This is a genomic window from Labrenzia sp. THAF187b, assembly GCF_009363375.1.
Taxonomy (GTDB): Bacteria; Pseudomonadota; Alphaproteobacteria; order Rhizobiales; family Stappiaceae; genus Roseibium; species Roseibium algicola.
Genome location: NZ_CP045347.1, coordinates 22,688 through 40,775, shown reverse-complemented (window position 1 = coordinate 40,775; position 18,088 = coordinate 22,688). Strand labels below are relative to the sequence as shown.

At 57.9% G+C, this 18,088-nt stretch carries 15 protein-coding genes and 1 pseudogene; 6 read left to right on the top strand and 10 right to left on the bottom strand.

Features of this window, described 5'->3' with window-relative positions; translation table 11 throughout:
- Positions 1 to 109: 109 nt before the first annotated feature.
- Entirely contained in the window at positions 110 to 1,366 is a 1,257-nt protein-coding gene (repC, locus tag FIV03_RS31070) for a plasmid replication protein RepC (RefSeq protein WP_040450228.1), read from the top strand.
- Between the two features lie 52 nt (positions 1,367 to 1,418).
- Here repC and FIV03_RS31065 read toward each other — a convergent pair whose 3' ends face one another.
- A complete protein-coding gene (locus FIV03_RS31065; protein WP_040450227.1) occupies positions 1,419 to 2,342 on the bottom strand; it encodes a recombinase family protein in 924 nt (307 codons plus the stop codon).
- A 282-nt stretch (positions 2,343 to 2,624) separates the two neighbouring features.
- Between FIV03_RS31065 and FIV03_RS31060 the strand changes: the two genes are divergently transcribed.
- Positions 2,625 to 3,731 (top strand): RHE_PE00001 family protein, encoded by a 1,107-nt coding sequence (locus tag FIV03_RS31060; RefSeq protein WP_008188260.1) that lies wholly within the window; start codon positions 2,625 to 2,627, stop codon positions 3,729 to 3,731.
- A gap of 408 nt (positions 3,732 to 4,139) precedes the next feature.
- Here FIV03_RS31060 and FIV03_RS31055 read toward each other — a convergent pair whose 3' ends face one another.
- The 5 genes and pseudogenes from FIV03_RS31055 to FIV03_RS31035 all read right to left on the bottom strand — a co-directional run bounded on the left by FIV03_RS31055 (position 4,140) and on the right by FIV03_RS31035 (position 10,662).
- Entirely contained in the window at positions 4,140 to 4,787 is a 648-nt protein-coding gene (locus tag FIV03_RS31055; RefSeq protein WP_040450225.1) for a hypothetical protein, read from the bottom strand.
- 144 nt (positions 4,788 to 4,931) lie between these two features.
- Positions 4,932 to 5,786, bottom strand: a complete 855-nt coding sequence (locus FIV03_RS31050) for a hypothetical protein (protein WP_152512505.1) — start codon at positions 5,784 to 5,786, stop codon at positions 4,932 to 4,934.
- A gap of 59 nt (positions 5,787 to 5,845) precedes the next feature.
- A pseudogene (locus tag FIV03_RS31045) lies at positions 5,846 to 8,791 on the bottom strand (TrlF family AAA-like ATPase).
- Between the two features lie 37 nt (positions 8,792 to 8,828).
- A complete protein-coding gene (locus FIV03_RS31040) occupies positions 8,829 to 9,938 on the bottom strand; it encodes a nucleotidyl transferase AbiEii/AbiGii toxin family protein (RefSeq protein WP_008188257.1) in 1,110 nt (369 codons plus the stop codon).
- A complete protein-coding gene (locus FIV03_RS31035) occupies positions 9,919 to 10,662 on the bottom strand; it encodes a DUF6088 family protein (RefSeq protein ID WP_040450220.1) in 744 nt (247 codons plus the stop codon). Before FIV03_RS31035 ends, FIV03_RS31040 begins: the two co-directional genes overlap by 20 nt.
- Positions 10,663 to 11,047: 385 nt before the next feature.
- Between FIV03_RS31035 and FIV03_RS31030 the strand changes: the two genes are divergently transcribed.
- Complete coding sequence (locus FIV03_RS31030; protein WP_040450216.1) at positions 11,048 to 11,713, top strand: hypothetical protein; 666 nt, start codon at positions 11,048 to 11,050, stop codon at positions 11,711 to 11,713.
- Between the two features lie 109 nt (positions 11,714 to 11,822).
- Here FIV03_RS31030 and FIV03_RS31025 read toward each other — a convergent pair whose 3' ends face one another.
- From FIV03_RS31025 to FIV03_RS31010, 4 genes are read right to left on the bottom strand one after another with little or no spacing between them, the layout of a single operon-like run.
- Positions 11,823 to 12,437: a hypothetical protein gene (locus tag FIV03_RS31025; RefSeq protein ID WP_040450214.1), complete on the bottom strand. Its 615-nt coding sequence runs from the start codon at positions 12,435 to 12,437 to the stop codon at positions 11,823 to 11,825.
- A complete protein-coding gene (locus tag FIV03_RS31020) occupies positions 12,412 to 13,596 on the bottom strand; it encodes an XRE family transcriptional regulator (RefSeq protein WP_173014042.1) in 1,185 nt (394 codons plus the stop codon). Before FIV03_RS31020 ends, FIV03_RS31025 begins: the two co-directional genes overlap by 26 nt.
- Complete coding sequence (locus tag FIV03_RS31015; protein ID WP_008188380.1) at positions 13,593 to 14,966, bottom strand: 7-cyano-7-deazaguanine synthase; 1,374 nt, start codon at positions 14,964 to 14,966, stop codon at positions 13,593 to 13,595. Before FIV03_RS31015 ends, FIV03_RS31020 begins: the two co-directional genes overlap by 4 nt.
- Positions 14,963 to 15,526, bottom strand: a complete 564-nt coding sequence (locus FIV03_RS31010; protein ID WP_008188235.1) for a hypothetical protein — start codon at positions 15,524 to 15,526, stop codon at positions 14,963 to 14,965. The genes FIV03_RS31015 and FIV03_RS31010 overlap by 4 nt, the downstream gene beginning before the upstream one ends.
- Before the next feature lie 392 nt (positions 15,527 to 15,918).
- Between FIV03_RS31010 and FIV03_RS31005 the strand changes: the two genes are divergently transcribed.
- From FIV03_RS31005 to FIV03_RS30995, 3 genes are all read left to right on the top strand, one after another.
- Positions 15,919 to 16,812 (top strand): DUF3991 and toprim domain-containing protein, encoded by an 894-nt coding sequence (locus tag FIV03_RS31005; protein WP_008188297.1) that lies wholly within the window; start codon positions 15,919 to 15,921, stop codon positions 16,810 to 16,812.
- Positions 16,813 to 17,022: 210 nt separating this feature from the next.
- Positions 17,023 to 17,619: a DUF1419 domain-containing protein gene (locus tag FIV03_RS31000; protein WP_040450207.1), complete on the top strand. Its 597-nt coding sequence runs from the start codon at positions 17,023 to 17,025 to the stop codon at positions 17,617 to 17,619.
- Positions 17,620 to 17,627: 8 nt separating this feature from the next.
- Positions 17,628 to 18,026 (top strand): DUF3085 domain-containing protein, encoded by a 399-nt coding sequence (locus FIV03_RS30995; RefSeq protein ID WP_008188328.1) that lies wholly within the window; start codon positions 17,628 to 17,630, stop codon positions 18,024 to 18,026.
- Positions 18,027 to 18,088 lie beyond the last annotated feature (62 nt).

Genomic DNA, 18,088 nt, shown 5'->3' with positions numbered 1-18,088 from the left:
GCAAGTTCTGTCTCGCAGCCGAGCACGATTTCTTGCGTCTTCCAGCTTGTCTCGCATCTGAAAATTCAGTGCTCGGTCGCGTTTATGCGCTTCCGGCAAAGGAGGACTTATGTCTTCGACTCAGCAGATTGCGAGTTTTCGCAAGGTGTCTGCCGGGATTCTTGCGAGCGCGCATCTGGCGTCCCAGGAAGACCGGCCGAAGGTCACCAAAAAGGAAATCTCCCTGGTTCTGAAACGCGTTGCGCCGGCGCTTGGTATCGATGGCACGGCTTATCATGTCCTGGATATTCTCTTGGGTCTTGTGCAGCCCGACGATTTCCAGGCCGGAAAGCGGCCGGTAGTGGCGATCTCAAATCAGCGTCTTGCCGAATACACTCGGCGCACCACGCGCACTGTCACGCGCTGCCTGAAGAAACTCGTCGAAGCCGGAGTGCTTGCCTATCGGGACAGTCCGACCGGGCGACGCTATGTCTATCGCGGTTCAGAAGGGGCTCTGGAGCAGGCCTACGGTCTGGACTTTAGCCCTGCGTGCTTCAATCTGGAGGCCTTCAAGGTTCAGGCGGATGCATTCCAGCGCCGTATCAAGGCCGAGCAGGAAGCCAGGCGGGCTGTTACACGGTTTTCACGGGCGATCGCCGACATGGCCGAACTGGAGCCCGTAGAATTTCACGGGTTTGCTGCCCGAGCCCAGGCGATTGTGATCCGGGACGAATTGAATGTGGCGGAGAAGGCGGCACTTCTGGAATCGCTCTATGCGCAGGTCCTGGCTCTCCATGAAGCACATTCGTTGAAAAATAAGGATAAAATGTCATGCGCGGGTGACATTGATGTCAGCCCCTTATTTATTACAACCCCAACCGACTCTCTTGGAAGTAATTCTCAGCCGACTTGCTCTAACGAGCAATACACTAAATTTCCTTCTGACAACGGCTTCGCCGTTGATATGGCTCTTGAAAAAGAGCCTTGCGGCGGGCGCACGGAAACACAACGGCCGAAATCACAAGTGGGAAGGGGAGGCGGAGGCAAGTTTCCCGAAACCAACCTGGATGGTGTTTCCATAGGGCTCATTCAGTCGGCATGTTCATCGGTACAGGCAGAATTGGGGGTCGGTCTGAGCAGTTGGCCGGCTCTTTGTGGAGCTGCTGAGCAGTTGCGCATGCTGATCGGCCTCAGTCCGTCCGGATATCAGCTCGCTGTCGAGCGGCAAGGCAGATATCTGGCCGCGGCCTGCCTTGCGGTTGTCGCCGAAAAGGCGCTGCGGGATCCGGAGCACATTGCCTCGCCCGGCGGATATTTCCGCGCTATGATCGACAGGGCTGGGGAGGGCAAACTCCACCTCCACAAATCCCTGCATGGGCTGGTGTGAGACCATGGTGAGGTCTGGGCGGGCAATTTGCGCCAGAGTTCCGATTTGGGACTCAAACTGCTTCGAGCAAACCAGTCCGCTTTGCCCGGTCGATGAGGTTCTTGACGGAAGACGGCGACCATTTTGTCCCACCGCGGGGCGTTCGCTCGTGCAGCCGCTCGAGCTGACCGGCAATCTCTCGCAATGTCAGCTCCGGGTTCGACGAGTGGATGCCGGCGACCAGGGTCATCAATCGGTCTTCCGGCGGGCGTGGAGGCGATTTCCTCAGCAATTCCTTGTCCGCCATTCCCTCGGAAACCATCCACTTCACCGCGCGCCGCAGCCGCTCGGGCGTCCAGTCGTGCCCGCGGCTTTTCAGAAACCGTGCGATATCGTCCCAGGTGTGATCCGGACGCATGCGCCGGACAATAGGAAGCCATTGACTGGCAGTCGCCTGAATGCGTGCGCCATAGGCTGCCTTTTGAGCGGCCGTCATCTTGGCCAGCGCTTCAGGCCTGCGCTCTCGAATTCCTGGATTGCCGGGCAACTTCCCCTTGGCCTTTGCAGCCTTGATGCCGGCCTTGGTGCGCTCGGAGATCAAGGCGCGTTCAAGCTGAGCAACAGCACCCAGAACCTGAAGGGAAAACATGCCCTGCGGGGTCGATGTGTCGATCGGGTCGCTGAGTGAGCGGAAATGCGCTCCCTTTGCATTGAGTTCGTCGATAACTTCCAACAGATGGGCCACCGAACGGGCGAGGCGATCAAGTCGGACAACGACCAATGTTTCACCTGTACCTATCTCCCGAACCAGTCTGGCAAGGGCAGGGCGAGCGCGTGAAGCGCCGGAGCCGTATTCCTCCACAATTGTCTCGCAGCCGGCAGATCGCAGTTCCAGCTGCTGTGCTTCTGTCGCCTGCTCGTCCGTGGAGACGCGCGCATAGCCGATAAGCCGTCCCTCAGGCCGACGAGAAGTGCGATTGAGCGCCGATTTGGCCATTTGGGACGCCTGAGAGCCGTGTTGAGAGTGGTTTTCCAAATAAAGAAGATATGGATAACCGATCGTTTGTAAACGTCTCCTGAGTGCCTTTTCCACGACCCGAACCGTCAAAACCCCAGGAAAACCGGACCCTCTCGTCGACCTGAGCGCGGATTGCCGGGCATTTGTTCAATTCAGAAGGCCTCAGACTGCATATCGGCGAACGCGAGTTTACGGGGCAGTCTATGACGGAAGTTAAATTCGTGGTAGCTTCCTCATAAATGCGTAAGACATGAAAAAACAATGCCTTATGAAATTGGAAAGTTGAGCCTCGAGGCTCTCTTGAAGCCGATATCGGCGGCTGAAGATGCACTCGCACGGCTTGATGAGCGTGTTGCCCGATCTGAGGTCGGACAAGGCTTTGCAGAGCGGGCTGATTTCTTCGAGGCCGTCTCCAACATGTGGGTGGCCGGCGAACTTGTCCATCTGGAAGACTTGGTTCTGCACGACGCCAAGATGGACGTTCGCGCACCAAGCCACGAGCTTGTCATTGCGCACCGGATCGTCCGGGCGAGACGACGGGCGATGAGAAACAATCCGGGTTGGGCGATCTCGCGGGCTGGGATCATTGCCTTTGCGGGGATTGCCGAACAGGAGGATGAACTTCCCAGAAAACGTCAGAGGAGAGGGGAGGGGAGGGATCTCGAAACGGACGAGCACGATGCGCTTCCTCCGGAATTGGCAGAGTTCGACGAGGTGCTTGCGGAAACCAGCTGGCTGGTGGAAGCCGTTCCCCCCGGATCTACCAGAACCCGGCAACCAGACCTCATTGTGGGCGAGTTGGTCATCAGGGATCCTGATTGGGACGAATCTGAACGGATCTCTGAATGGCTCGAGTTGGTCAGAAAGGTTGAAGCGCTTCCGGCGACCCTGGCCGCGGCGGTTCTTTGGGACGCATGGGATCAGCTCGAACCGCTTCAGCGGCAGCACTGGCTTGGGCAGGTCCTTGTTTCGGATTTCCTCAGATCACGCGAAAAGGTCCGGTCACACCTTCTGGCCTTTTCAGTGGGTCTGCGAGAGATGCCGCGTGAGCGGCGACGTGCTCGGGACCGGACAACCAGGCTGATCGCCTTTCTCGATGCAATGAGAGCGGCTGCTGTCGCTGGGATGAAGGATATTGATCGGCTGACGCTCGCGAAGCGTCAACTTGAGCGGCGCGTTGTTGGCAGGAGATCAAACAGCAGCCTGCCGGCTGCGATCGAGCTCATACTTTCACGGCCGATCGTATCGGCGCACATGATCGCGAAAGCTGCGAAAGTCACGCCGCGCGGAGCATTGAACCTTGTCGGAGAGCTCGGTGTGCGCGAGATGACGGGGAGGGGGCGGTATCGTGCATGGGGTATCTTCTAGCCGCTAGTCTCGGGGCTGTCCCCGGGAACGTTGTCGCTCATGCCGCAGAAGGTGAACGTACACGATCAGTTCGGACATTCTTCGGGACACCCGATAGTCGAGTGTCTTGTCCTTTAGGCGGGCCTTCAAGGCCGACAATGAGGAAGTTCTCGCCTCGCGTTGGGAAGCCCAAAGCAGCACGTCAGTTGCTTGAAGTCCGGCGTTGTCTTTTGAAGACGGCATTTCGAATTGGGCCAGATCGTAGTCGGCAAGCGAAATCTCCGGGAAGCTGCCGTCAAGCGAATCCTGCCAGATGATATTTCCGAAGTGCCGGTATGTCTCTGCGAGCGCCGTTCGAAATTCGTCTTGCTGGTCATGGATAAGCCTCTCGGGCAGGCTATTGTGCTTGGCTGCGAATTCATGGATTGCCTAAAACAACTGGGTGAAGGCAACGACATTTGGAGAACTGGCCTGATATCCCTTCTTCTTTTGAGTGTGTGACAGCGTGAACTCAGCCGGTTTCTGCCTGGCAAATCCAAACGCTTCCCTAATTACGTGCCGGATGGCCGTTGCGCACTCGGCCATCCGAAGCCCTTTGTCGATATAGTCAAGACAGCGAGTTATGCCATCGAAGTCGTCGCTCAAGTAGGAAGACCAGAACAGTTCCGCCGCGTCTCTGGACATTGCATCGTCAATTGTCAGGCAAAGCACATGACGATTCAGTTCGTCCCAATACCATTCGCCCGGAACGGCCTTGTTTTCACCCGCATCGAAGATGACGTCCACGAACTTGGTCGGAGCCATATACGGCTTGTGTATTTCGGTGAGGTTGAACGTCCACGGTCCGGACTGATCAAGGGCGTCTATAATTGCCTGTCCTACCATGGCCACTTCGGTTTCGGGCCATTCATGCGCATGAATCCGATCAACACTCTTTTCCTCGAGAATAGGGGCCAGGACCATTGCTATCGATGGCGCTATGTCGCCCACCGACAAGACGGCACCGAGGCGAAAATACTCGTTTCTATCAAAAATGTTTCGGCCGGAATTTCCGGTCTCATCGGCATACGCAAACACAGCTTTTCCAGTTCAGTCGATTGCCGGCACAAGAAGGGTACCGGTGAACAGAATTATCATAGGCGATCAAACCCGGCCTGCGGTAACGGCGAAAAATCGTGATTGAGGAAACGCCCGTTGACCCAAAGGCCTAGAGCAGCCGGGCTATGACAGCGCGATCAATAGTGGCTTGGCCCTCTTGCTGAAGAAGCGTTTGATCTCAGCGTTGTGATACTTGGCGAGCCATTCGTATTTCAGACGTACGCTGGGAGTGGTGGCATTTGCGCGTGCTTTGGCAATAACCCGACCGTGGTTCAAAGCCCACTCGTGGCACGCCGACTGCCAAGCTTCGGTCCGCATGCGATCCCGATCTTCTCCAACGATGGCGGGTTCAACCGATTCAAGGCAGATACGTAGATAATTAATGAACCAGTGAGTCTGCCCGTTTGGTAGCTTGCGATGCTGCTTGAGCGTCTTCGCAAAGGGCTCAATATCGTCGCTGTAATAGGTGCGATCAGGGTGCTGGGCGAGGTATTTTCGCAGTGCGGGTGTGATCGCGATCATGGGAACACATGCATCGTGCTCAAGTCTGTATGCGTTCACCATCGCTGGGCTGATCAGGGTGTCTTTGCGATGAAACCAGTACCCGAGATCGACTCCCCCACGAAGGAAAATGCCGCGCTGAACGCAATTGCCTTGCGCGATAGCAAAGCTTGTCAGCTCGCTCATCAAGACGTCAAACGTGCCCTGCAATTTGGTCAGATCGGAGCGCAGCGGTACAGATATGGCGACACAATCCGAAAATGCTAGAACCCGCTTGCCCACGATTTTTTGAGACTCGCGGACAAAGTAGTCCGAAGATTTGTGCTCAAATTCGCCCTGAACGAAAACGACATCGTCGTCGAGTTTCCGCAGATCCTCTTCTGTTTCAATCCGCTGCACTCGATCAGAGAATCCGAGAAGGTCGATGAAGGCGAAAAGCCCATTCTTCAGATTCCTGCGGGTGATCTTCCTTCCCATGTGGTTCCACCAGTTTCCGACTTCCCAAACCCTGCCACTTCGACCAAATCGGTACGCGACTAACGACGCAGAGCGATCCTTAGCCGGCGCGCACGATCCTGAAATGCGCGTTCTCCACCCTCGAGAATCTCACAAGCCATCCGTCTGATCTCAGCCTCCTCGAGGCCGCCCGCCTGGTACGCGATCGAAGGTAAGCCGGTGCCATCATGGGTTCCGACCTCGGCGATGATGATCTGGTCCGCGTCGGTGTTGATGACCAGGTTAGCGTTGTGGGTGACCATGATTACCTGGCGCCTGCGTTTTGCAGCCACAAACAAGGGCACGAGCTCATCATAGATGGATTTCGGGTCTAGGTTCTCTTCGGGCTGATCTATAACCAATGGGCAATCTTCGGAGTCATCGAGCGCAAGATACAGGAGCACCAGAACGATCCCCCGCGTGCCCGGTGAGAGCTTCCTCAGGTCAATCCCGTCATACCGAATGCCGTATTCGATAGAGATATGATCCGTGCTGTACAGCCATTGGGCGAACCGCTTCGACCATGGTCGGTAGTTGGCCTGATCCGACTTCTCGACTGGCGCGTTCGCAAGAAGCGTTTCCTGAAACTTGTCGCGAAAGGCCTGCATCGCTTCTGATACCGCGGCCGAGTCACCTCTCGCCCAGGCCGTTCCAAGCATTTCGTTTGCTTAACGTTCAAGAGAGCCAATGCCTTTGAATGGACCCCCACGCAGGTCAAAAAGGTCCTTTTCTCCCCGCTTGGCCCAGGCCGCGACGTTAACGACACGGCTGACCGAGAATGAAAGTTTGGCGAGCGTGCCGCCTGCCTTCTGCAGTTTCACCATCAACGGAGCGTAGAGCTCGTTGAGGACGCGTTCTTCGGCAACCACGGCGTCGAAAACGCGGATATATCCTGCCTCACGTTCCGCCACCAATGAGATCGCCCTGTCTCGCGCACCAATGAAGTCCTTGAGCTTTTCCTCGAGGCTCTGGAGAACGGTGTTTTCGTCTGCGATCCGCTTGCTCACAGCGGCGAGCTTTTTTGCGGTTTCTTTATCTGCAGCGACGATCTTTTCGATCCGCGCAATTTCGGCTTCGAGTGTAGCCAACGGCATCTTCTCGGGATCATCACTTGGACGGAGAAAAGACCCAGACTCGTCGACCGCCACACTCGGGGTCGTGCCGCGCCACCCTTCCATGCTCTTTGCGGCCTGTTTCGCCTTATCCGTCACGACCCCATCAACGTCCCCGGTGTAAGTCAGAAGGAACCGTTTCCAATCAGCGTCCTCTAACTTGGCGCGCTGGTGTTGTTCGCGCATTGAGCGCAGCGTATCTGGGGCCTTGTTCTGCCGCAGATCCTGAACTTCCGCCTTGATGCTGGTGATCGCCGATTGCTGGTTTGCGTAATACCGGATGTGTCCGCGCACCTTGTCCGCGGCATTGATCAGGTCCTGAAGCCTCTCGGCGATTTTGCTCGGGCCCTTCGGCAGTAGATTCTTGCGATCTGTCTGATAGCGGGCGATCAGCTTCTTCTTCTCATCGACCTGCGTTCTGATTGTCGCGACCTGGCGCGACTTATTGAGCTCGACGCCGATCTGCTCTGACAAGTTCGCCAGGGCCTCTTCTTCCCGAGTGCGCGCGTCGCGAAACTCGCATGCGTGCAGCTCTAGCAGTTCCTGAAAGTTTACTGCCCCGTCTCGTTCCAGAGTTGGATGGGCTTCGAAGATCACCCGCTCGATTTCGGCAATCAGCGATGGCATGCCTTCGTTGGAACACAGATGCTCAACGAACTGCTGCGAAAGGTAGCGCGCCCGCGGATATGCGTCTGAGGACCAATTGACCGGAGAATCGAGGCTCCGTGTCATCGGATCGCGGTTTCCCCAGGTAAGAGTGACTTCCGCTCCGCCGAGGTGTTCAGCTGCACGGTCAAGAAATGACGGGCGTTCGGAATTGTGCTCGTAGGAGTCACAACCTGCCGCGATGATGTCGGCTAATGCGGTCTTTCCCGACCCTCGGGCTCCGATGATGGCAACCAAACCGGGATTGAGACCGACGTGCGGAGTTTTCGCCCATGGTGCGTTCGAGATGACGACCTCGTCGATGATCTGTGAGGGCGTGGCCCAAGATGGCGGGTCTGGCGCGACATACGCTCGTTCGGGGTCCAAGTAGGCCTGCCGCAGTGCGTCGAAACTCGGCTCGCCCTTGATCCAACACAATCGGTCTTCCGCCGGTCGAGCCACATGGTCCAAATCATGTGCGTCCGAACCCCAGATGCAGGGTTTGCAGCCACCATATCGATTACGTAGTTCTTCTTCGGTGGCCTTTCCGTGTCCAAGCCAAAAGTCCCTCTGTTTTAGACTACTGGCAAAGATCGCGTGGGCAGCCTTTTCGATCTCTTCGCGGAGAACGGCGTCGGCCGCCTCCCTAACACCGGACGTCCCATCTGCATTTCCCGACACGGCGATGACGATATTCTCGCTCGCCCAGTCCATCCGGTGCGCTTCCATCAGATTATCGAGGGACACCTTGAACTGAGTGCATCCGTGTTGGAGGGCGTCCTCGTCGTCTGTCTTGTTTAGGTCTGCGCGCCGACCCAGCCGGATGAGATCGGTCGGCGTACAAGCGAATTGGTCTCCAAACGCAGAGAATGTGAGCCGGCCCAGGAATCGATTCAGCTCGTCGATATGGTTCGGGTCGTCGGGGCAGACCAGAAGATGGATATTGACGAAATGACCCTTCACCGTGCCGGTATTGAGACGGAGTTCGATGTTGGGAAAAAGGAGGTCGCAGTCTGGGAGTCGACCGCTCTTCTTGTGTTCGAGAACCCGCTCATATGACCGGGTCACGCAGTAGTCGGTAATTCCGATCGCGCGCAAGCATGGCGAGGCGGCCTCGAGTGCCGAGAGATAGTCGTCCCAGCCATTCGCGGGGTACTGATCGTTCAGGACTGTTCCCGGAGCATGAATATGCGGCTCCCATCGATGCCACTCTGATCCTCTCGACACCACGTCCAATGAACGTCCCTCCCATGCATAGTCTGCTTGACTAATGACTTTCTTTGCCTTGCCTATCGTTGATGAAGTTTTCCAGTTGTTCAATACTGACCATGACTTCTTCAAACTTTGGCGGTGTACCGAATATCATGGCCGACATTCGTTCATAGTCGGCCTCCAGTTTCTTACGCATCTCCTCTGTCGGCATCAGGCGGTACGAGCCCGGTTCCGCCCGTTCGTATCGGTGATCAGGCGCACGAAACATGAGCTGCTTGTGCTGACGGCATGCTTCGGCCAGATCACGCATTGAGGCTGTCTTCTCGCCGTATTCCGAATGCCGCCAAATCTGGTGGACGTCATAGTAGTGCCGGGAATAGCGATTGAGATCAGGAACCGGTCGGCCGGGATCATTATCTGCGGCGCGTTTTTCCGTCATTTCCGTCAAGGCGTGCAGGATCAGCACCTTTTCCCAGAAGGTGCGTTCCGGCTTTACCGTCGTCACGCCACCAAATTTGAGATCTGCACCATTTGGGAGTTCGTCTGCCACATAAGGGACTATCTCACGCGCTTCGACAGGAACGGGGTCGGGTCGGGCGCCGCCCTCTATACGTACTGCGGCTTGGACATAGCCCTCTCCGGATCCAAATGCACTGTCATAGCCGACCACCAGGACATCGAGTGCATCCTTGTTCCGATAAGGATCGAAGCCAAATTCAACGGAGAAATGACCAGTTCTTCCTGACAGTTCCTCGACGGTTGCTATCTCTTTCAGCATCTGATCGCGGAGCGTTCCCGAGATGTATTTGCGGGCCGCTTCGTCGACCTCCTCGGCGAGGGCCTTTTGCTGTTTGGTGATGGAGGGCAGTGCGGCGATGTCCGTCTCGAGCGGGACATTGAGGTCGCCTTTGAATATTCCGATATCGATGTCTTCGGAGAACCGCCTAATAAGCCCATATGCCTTGCTCAGGCTGGTGCCGCCCTTGAAATAGAGATGCACCGGGTCGTTCTTGCGCCGGTTGAACAGGAAATCGAGAACCCAGCAAACATAGAGGTCTTTCTCAACATTTTCGGCGCGTGTTTCCAGTTTGGCTGCGACCGCCGAAAAGAGGGCTTGGCGTTCATCGGTACTCGAGCCGAGGATTTCAGCGAAGGCCTTCTGCATGTGCCCCCGTCGTATCAGATGGCTGCGATGCGTCGTTCGAGTTTTCGTCGGTCGACAGTGTTCGCGTGATTTTTTCGATTACCGGGTACATCCAAGCGGAAACAGCTTGGATATTCTGATTTAGGTCTTGAACAATTGCGTCGCGCTCCGGAGCGCTTGAGAGCCGTCGGACAATCCCGTTGACGGCCGCATCCAGGCTCGTGCGATCGTCGCGAAACCATGACAAAGCCTGAACCACGCGCATGGCCGGCCGTCCGGCCCAGAAAGCTGTCTTGGCGGAGATCCGCTTGAAGTCGAGTTTGTAGACGATAGGTTCTTTCGCGTTCGGGTCTCCAGTGTTGGCGACGATTTCGATCGTCCTTGGGTAGGTGTCGGCATAAATCGTGCTTCGGGCCGGGACTGCCGTCGTCAGCCCCAAATCGTTGGCCGCCGTCATTCCATCGACGAGGACCCGCAGCTTGTCGCGCCGCGCGATTGCATCGACAAATGATGCGATCGAAGGGAACACCATCTTGCCAGTTAGTTTGCTTGTGGTCGGCTTGTCATAGAGGCCTCGACACGGGCGCCGGATATCTCCACTTTTGGCCAACCGTTGCAGGGCCTTCTCGATCCCGTTCGGACTTGCAATGTCTAGGAAGTCTGCTCGCGACCACACCCCAGCGGGGGCACCCGCTGCGATACGCGCGTGAACGCGGTTAAGTGTGTCGGACGTGGGGTTAGGCATTGGATTCCCTCATTGAGTGACCGAAGATTATATACAAATTTTGGTCAGTAGCAACTCCAAGCATGCATGCGACCAAAGTTTCTATATAAATTTTGGTCAGTGCCAACGAGGTCGACCTAATACGGCTTCACGCGTGCAACCTGACAAGAGCTCCTAAAAAATTTTCACCGCGTCATCGCGTACCTTGCGGCATTCCTCCAGATTGCGATTCGAACCGCCATGGCTTATATTTCCGACTCGGAGCCGATCGCCAGGGCTGCAAGCGACCCAAAAGGCGGCAGTGAATTCGATTTGAAAACCTGAACGGCAACCATTCAGCCGGCGCAGGGTGTTCATGAAGCGCTTGCGACCACCCCTCACAGACGCCGGTGAGAAATGGATTGTCATGTCTATCCAAAAAGAATGCGCAGACCGTCTGCGCGAGACCTATCGCAACCTGACCGGATCCAAACTGAAATCCGGCCACGCCCATGAACTCGTTGCTGCTTATTTCGGCTACGGGACCGCGGCAGCGCTTCAAGCCGAAGTCGAATATCCAGTCGAAGCCATAGAGGCTGCAGCGGTTCTTATTCCCGACCTCGCTCTGATGGGCCGACGGCAAAGTGAGCTCAATCAGGTCCCCACCGATCTTCAACCCGTCGACGACCTTGCAAAGGAAATCACCGCATACTTGGTCGATGAGGGTTATTTCTCCGGCAAGGTCTGGCACGCTAGAGACCTCAGCGACGAGATTAACTCCTATGTCATGGAAGACCCGATGCTCATCGAGGATGCACTGTCGGGAGAGATTGCTTCGACGAATGCCTATTTCGATGAGCTCTATATCGATGAAGTCGTGGTCGACGTCACGGACGACGCCTTTGTTGCTACGCTCACTGGTTCATTGAACGGAGAGCAGGACCAGGATCGGGTTTTCCACGGAGACAAGATAAACTTCACCAGCACTATGACGATGTATCGGATTGCGGCCCGCATCGCGTACCAAGAGCCGGACTTCGAGACAGGTGGAAGCGTCGACGACTCAATGTATTATGAAGACGACCCGGCTTAAAGGTCAGGTAGAGGGATCGTGTTGTTGTTTTTGATCCCTATTCACCAAGCTCTGGCCTGTGCGACTTGGTTTCAAAAATGGCAGCGGTGTTGCTGCGCTCTGCGTTACCCTACGAGGCCGCCCGTGCTGTGCGCGGCAAGCTGAGGCAAGAGGCGGCGTTCGATGCGCCGATCAGCCCTACGACTTTGTCGATATGCTCAGGCGGAACCCGCATACGCGCACCTTGCAAGGCAGCAATGATCGCTTCGATCTGTCTTTGGCGTCCGAGCACCGCTTCAGTGAAGCTGTCCGTCAGCAGCTCTGCCGTGGAAACGACCGGCAAAGACCCGAAGCGCGAGGCGCAGATTTTCCGCGCCTTCCGCTCGTCGATCATCGCTATTCCGTTCATCTGGACGGCACAGGCGATCGTCGCCGCCTCTCCGTCATCAAGCGTCATCGCAGCCGAGCCGCTGATCAGAGTTTCGTAAATCGCAAGCCCTGCCGCGTCGAGGGCGGCGCCGCCGACTACTCCGGCGTCTACAAGAGCCTTCAACCGTTCTTCGTCTTTGTGGCCGTTACGCGAACCGTGACGCAGTTCCGCACGAACATTGCCCGTGACGGCAAAAGGGGACGGAACGGCACCCAGTATCGCGGCGGCACAATCCGTAGCGTTGAGATTTATAACAACGCTTGCATCAATCACGATCGTTCGCGGGGCCTTAGTAAGGAAGCTTGACAAGCTCATTGGCCTCGCTTTCCTCGTTTTCGACTCCGTCCAGCAGCTCCCGTACCTCATGGCGATCGAGCTTGAGAAGGCGCGCTAGCTGCCCTTCGCTATAGAAGCCGCGCTTCCACGCTTCGCGCGCGAGCAGCGCCAGCCGCGGCGGCACCGCCCCTTGTGCTTCAAGAAGACTGCTGCCGCGGACAGGAAGTTCCCCCAGCACTTGACGCGCCTGCTCGTCGGTGATCCCGCCATTGGCCTGAAACCAGTCCCAGGTGCCGTGCTTGGCAATCCTCAATTCTTCAAGCCTGCGAACAATGGCCTCACGGGCGACCCAGAAGGCGCTTGCCAAAAGGATTATGTGCCGGCGCGTGAGATGGCTTTGTCCGGCAGTGATTTCAGCAAAGCGTTGTCTCACCGCCCGTGCAGGAGTGACGAAGCAACGTCCGAAATGGTCTGCATAGCGCTCTTCTCGGGAGTGCGGTACTTCGCCTTCCGTTAGGATCTCTGGTTGCCGTCTTGCCGAGTTGAAATGACCGAGTTCGTGAGCGCCGGTTTGAATGATGCGACCGACCGGATGAGCGGCATTGAGTAGCATGCACGCGCCCACTGCCTCGTTATAGGCGAACAGCCCCGAAATCTTCCCGTCCAGAGGCCGGACATATACCCTTATGCCAAGCTGGAGATCAAGCAACGATACAATATCGAGAACCGGTCCCGCCCCGAGCCCCATCCAGTCACGAAGGTCCTGCGCGTCCTGCTCCGCCTGCTGCCGGACATCGCCCGGCAAGATAGGCCGTTCGGGAGGGTAGTTACGCACACGCTTGATGCCGAGCGCGTTTTCAAGTTCGACTTCGGCGCTGACCAGATCGTTAAGAAGGCCGGCCGCGCGCTCGGCAGCGTCGTCCGCACTTTGGGCAAGCTTGCGGAACCTCGGCACCATATCCAGATGGACGGCTTCCTGCCGGAGGATAGCATTCGCGGAAGTTCCGTAATGCGAACAGAGCTCTTGCAGCTCGTTCGTCTTAATACGGCGCTGTCCCCGTTCGATGGCAACGATAGTCGTGCGCGCAACACAGATTTTTTCGGCAGCGGCAGCCTGCGTTAGTCCGGCGGCCTCGCGCGCGATGCGCAGCCGCTCCCCGATTTCACTGTCTGGCAGGCTTTCTATCATTGCGCTCATAGGCCTGCCCGTACCCACTGCCTGACAAAAGAATTACTTCCCATCGAACGAACGAACTCCTTCCATTCACCGGTATGTTCCGACAGCATCCGCGTCAGAGATTCTTTAGTTTGCTCTTTGCCCAGCCCGAGTGCCGGCCCGAGCAAGGCGGCATGGCGGCGAACGACGGGGAGGCCATCTTTGGACGCCAAGTCGGCCAAATGATCCAAGTGCAAGACACCCGCAATCGCATACTGGCGGTAGGCGGGAGTCATCCTCGTAAAGTCGCGGTCGACGGCCTCATCCAGACTGGCAGCCGTCAAATCAGTGCAGACATAGGCGTCGTCTGCCTCGGTTAGACCGGCCGCGTGGACGCTTAGCCGCCGCAACATACAGGCAGCGCAAACCCCGCATTGACGCCTCTTGCCGTTGACCGAACACCAGCGGTTGCTTCTCCAGCACGACCGCGTCGTATGCCAGTTGCTTCCTTCGGGAAGGGTAGCGAACGACCGCAAGGTTTCCCCTTTCGTGTTCCACAACCGCGGGAAAACGTAGCGGATTTCCTTCCCGAAAAGCGCTTTCAGCAGCCGCTCCATCCTTTGCGTGAACCGCGGATGGTTCCGGTAGTCCGGATAGGCATGAACGACGGGAGCGATGGCTGGTCCAATGGCACCCTGCCCGCTTTCGGGGATGATGATTTCGCTCGCGCCGGACAGATACGCCGCAATGCCACTTATCAGAGCAAACTTGAACCCGCGACTCCGCGCGCTGGCTTCCCTGTTTGGCATATTGCAGGGAACGTCATAGGGAACCATGGTAAAGGGTTCGCGCCGGTTCTTCTTGTCCGGCCGCCCGATATCGTTGCTGCCCACGCGGACGCGCACGAGCTTTGGTCCCAGCCCCGAACCGATCAGCCCCGCTACGGCGCGTGAATCCATTCCGTCGCTGAACGCCATTATCGCTTCGGTCGCCACGGGCAGATTCAGGTAGGCACTTTGCGGGGACGGCGCCGCCTTGGCTCGGGCGACAAACTCGACCGACCAGTAATCGCCCGTCAGGAAGCCCGCAGTATCAAGCAAGGCCTCCGACAGCTCGCTTTCATTCCATCGATCGGGGTCATGGACAGGAATACGCAGCGAAATTCGGCGCGCCCATCCCCTCGGGGGTCGCTTCAATATCCTGTCGCCATATTCGATCGCCGCCGCGACGACCATGGCGTCATAGATGAGGGGCTCCCAGCTTGCGAAAGCATAGGTCTCAAGGGCTTCGGTAGAAAACTCGAAATCCCGCCCGAGATCGAAGGGAACCCAGCCACAGGACGCAGCGCCCCCGCTTTCGACGACTTCGATCGACCTTTCAGGAATCCAGATTTGAGTGGCACCGGAACTCATAGGGGAGGCCCCTCGTCGAGTCCGGTATGTCTGGGCAGGCGCGAGGCGGGCTTGCGCCCTGCACCGGGTGAAGCCAGATCGCTCGCGAGCGCACTGAAAGCAAAACCGCTGCGGGTCGCATCAAGGCGGTCACGAACGAAGCAAGCGCTTCGCGCACTGGCTTCGCGCAGGTAGTGTTCTTCTACGCCGCGGAAGTGATCGCGGGTATGCTGTTCAAGCGCGTTCGTCAATGCCGTCCGGCAGGCGGCATCGCCGAACAGTCCGTCGCACGCGGCCTCGATCGCGCAGTCGATGAAGGCGTTGCCTAAAGCGGAACCGCGGCAGCCTGATCTGAGCGCTTCTATTTCTGCCAGCCGGTCTTCGGCGAAAAGATAGCCCTGACTTCCGGCACCCAACACCTCGCGAACCGCTTCGACCGGAAGCCCTTGTGCGTCTTTGCGCAATGCATGGGTGACGGCCTCGCGCACGTCTTCGGCCGAAAAAATCGACTTGGCGGCCCTTTCGGCTACGTCCCTCCAGCGCTGCAGCATCGGCAGGCTTCTATGCGGTCCATCGCTCATGGTAAATCTCCATGTCAGAAATATAACGAAAAATATCTGACAATGTCAAATTTTGCTGCAGGCGTTTGATTTGTCACTTAGCGTCGCCCTCCGGGCCGGGCTGTTGGCAAAGCTGAAGCCCGCACGCGGTCTTCCCCCATCCGGGCGTCCATCCCTGACGCTGGCAGTAGGTTGCCCCAGGCGCGAACAGGAAAAGTCCCGTGCCGCTTGCGCGCAGCGGCCGGCAAGGGACGCTGTCGCCGCTTCTGGCGACGAAAATGCCGACCCTGCACAACTCCAGCGCACCATCCACGCCCTTGTCCTGCCTTGCCCTTCGCGGCCTCCGGTTTCACCTCCCGAAATGCTAGGGAACGGAAACCCGAACAAAGGACCGCACGGAACGCGGAAAATGAATGGAAAAAGCAGACCTTAAAGAGCTGAAGGAAAAAGTCGCCTGCGGCGCCGTTCTTGAGTCTTCCGGCTTTGCCGTCGACAGGCAGGAAAGTACACGCAGGGCGGTCAAATATCGCCGCGACGGCAACATCATCATTGTCATTCATGAAGGGAGGGGCTGGTTCGATCCCCTGTCCGAGGCCAAGGGCGACGTGTTTCGCCTCGTCGAACATCTCGACGGTCTCCCGTTTGCTGCGGCCCTTCATGTCGTCACAGACCTCGTCGGTTTTAGGCCGGCTGAGCCCGCCTGGATACGCCAGGCCAGGGAGAAGGCGCCGCACCAGACGGGAACGCAACGCTGGCAAAACCGCCGCAAGCCTTGGTGCGGTTCGTCGTCCTGGCGCTATCTGCACGATGCGCGCGGCATCCCCGAACCGATTCTGAGACGAGCCGTTGCGGACGACCTGCTACGCGATGGTCCGCACGGCAGCATGTGGGCCGGTCATACCGACGAGGCCGGTCACGTCACCGGCTGGGAGGAACGGGGGCCGAGGTGGCGCGGGTTCGCGAGCGGTGGCGCCAAGATCCTGTTCCGGTTGGGGCCGGTTGATGCAACGCGTCTCTGCGTCACCGAGGCGGCGATCGACGCCATGAGTCTAGCGGCAATCGAAGACTTGCGACCCGGATCGCTTTACCTAAGCACCGGCGGAGGCTGGTCGCCTTCGACCGAAGCGGCCCTGCACGGGCTTGCCAGCCGCCCCGACGTTCTCCTGGTCGCGGCCACAGACGCCAACAGCCAGGGCGAGACCTTTGCAGAGCGCCTACGGATCCTCGCGGAAGAGAACGGCTGCAACTGGCAGCGGCTCAGACCACCGTCCGACGACTGGAACGCCTGTTTGAAAGAGAAAGAGTGAGAAAGGAAAACGAGAGGAGAATGAAGAAAAACGGCTGCCGCATGCCCGCTGCCTGCGTCAAGGGTGAAGCTCCGCCCGGCTGACGCCGGCCCTTGACCCAGGTCACCGGAGAGGCGGCGCCAAGAAAGGGTCCGGAAGGGCTGAAGAAGATGGTTATACCGACAGGGTGCACCGCGCTCCAGCCCGTGACAGGCCTTGAAGGAGCCCGCCATGACCTCTCCCATCCGCAAGATCTATTTCGGTGTTACCGACCGCCGTCAGATGTTCCGTCTCTTCGACCGTCACGCCCGGCGACCCGATCGCTGGCAGAAGGATGATAGTGCGCTTTACGCCGGCGAATGGTTCGAGATCGCGCAAGACCAGCACGATTATATGCTCGACATCCTGCCGCCGCTCTGGATGCGCGGTGACATGTTCGCCATGCGCGAATTCCTGACCGGCAGCGTCACCAGCGTCTTCTATAACTTGCACATCAACGGCGCGATGCGGTTCTTCCACGCCTATTGCGATCTGTCCGATCCGCGCTCTCCCTATGCCATGCGCGAGGCTATCGCCCTCCGCGAGCGCTGGCCGGTTAAGGCGATGACCCGCGAGGAGCGGCTCGAACATATCTGGAGTGCCACCCATGACGATTATCGCGGATATGCCGGCGAGGGATTTAGCCCTAAGCATCGCGGCAAGCGCACCGTTTTCGTGCACAGTCAGCCTGGGACGCGGTTTCAGCTGCTCGAAAGCCTGAGCGACGCGCAGATTTCGGAAAAGCTGCCCGTTCAACTGCGCCACCTTCCTGCGCTTGCAGCCGCGTGAGGTGCGCCATGTTCACCTTTGCAATTTCCGCAGTCCGCAAGGTCATTGCGCGCGGTGAAGCAGATGCCGCCGCCAATGGCGGTTTCCGCAATCCCTATTTTGGCGATCGATCAAGCGAGCGCGAAAAGCCAGGGTTCTGGCTGGTAGGCGACGAGGGCGTCTACGTCATGTCGAACGGCAAGCTCACCGAGGGAAAAAGACCGCTCGTCGTCTATGCCGGCGAATGCGATCCGAAGGCCAATTCCGACTGGTGGGACTACAAGCGTCAGCATTTTGGCGGCGACGATGGCGTCGAGTTTATCGATGCCGATCTGCTCATTCCAAGTTTTGACCGGAAACCCGAGGCCACTCATCTCGGCATACAGCTTACCGAGAACGACATCTCGTTCTCGCTGATCACCCGCTAACCCCTTTTTAATCCCGCACGGTTCCCACACTGCCGGTTCGCCTGGCGGTGCGGTCTCGTGCG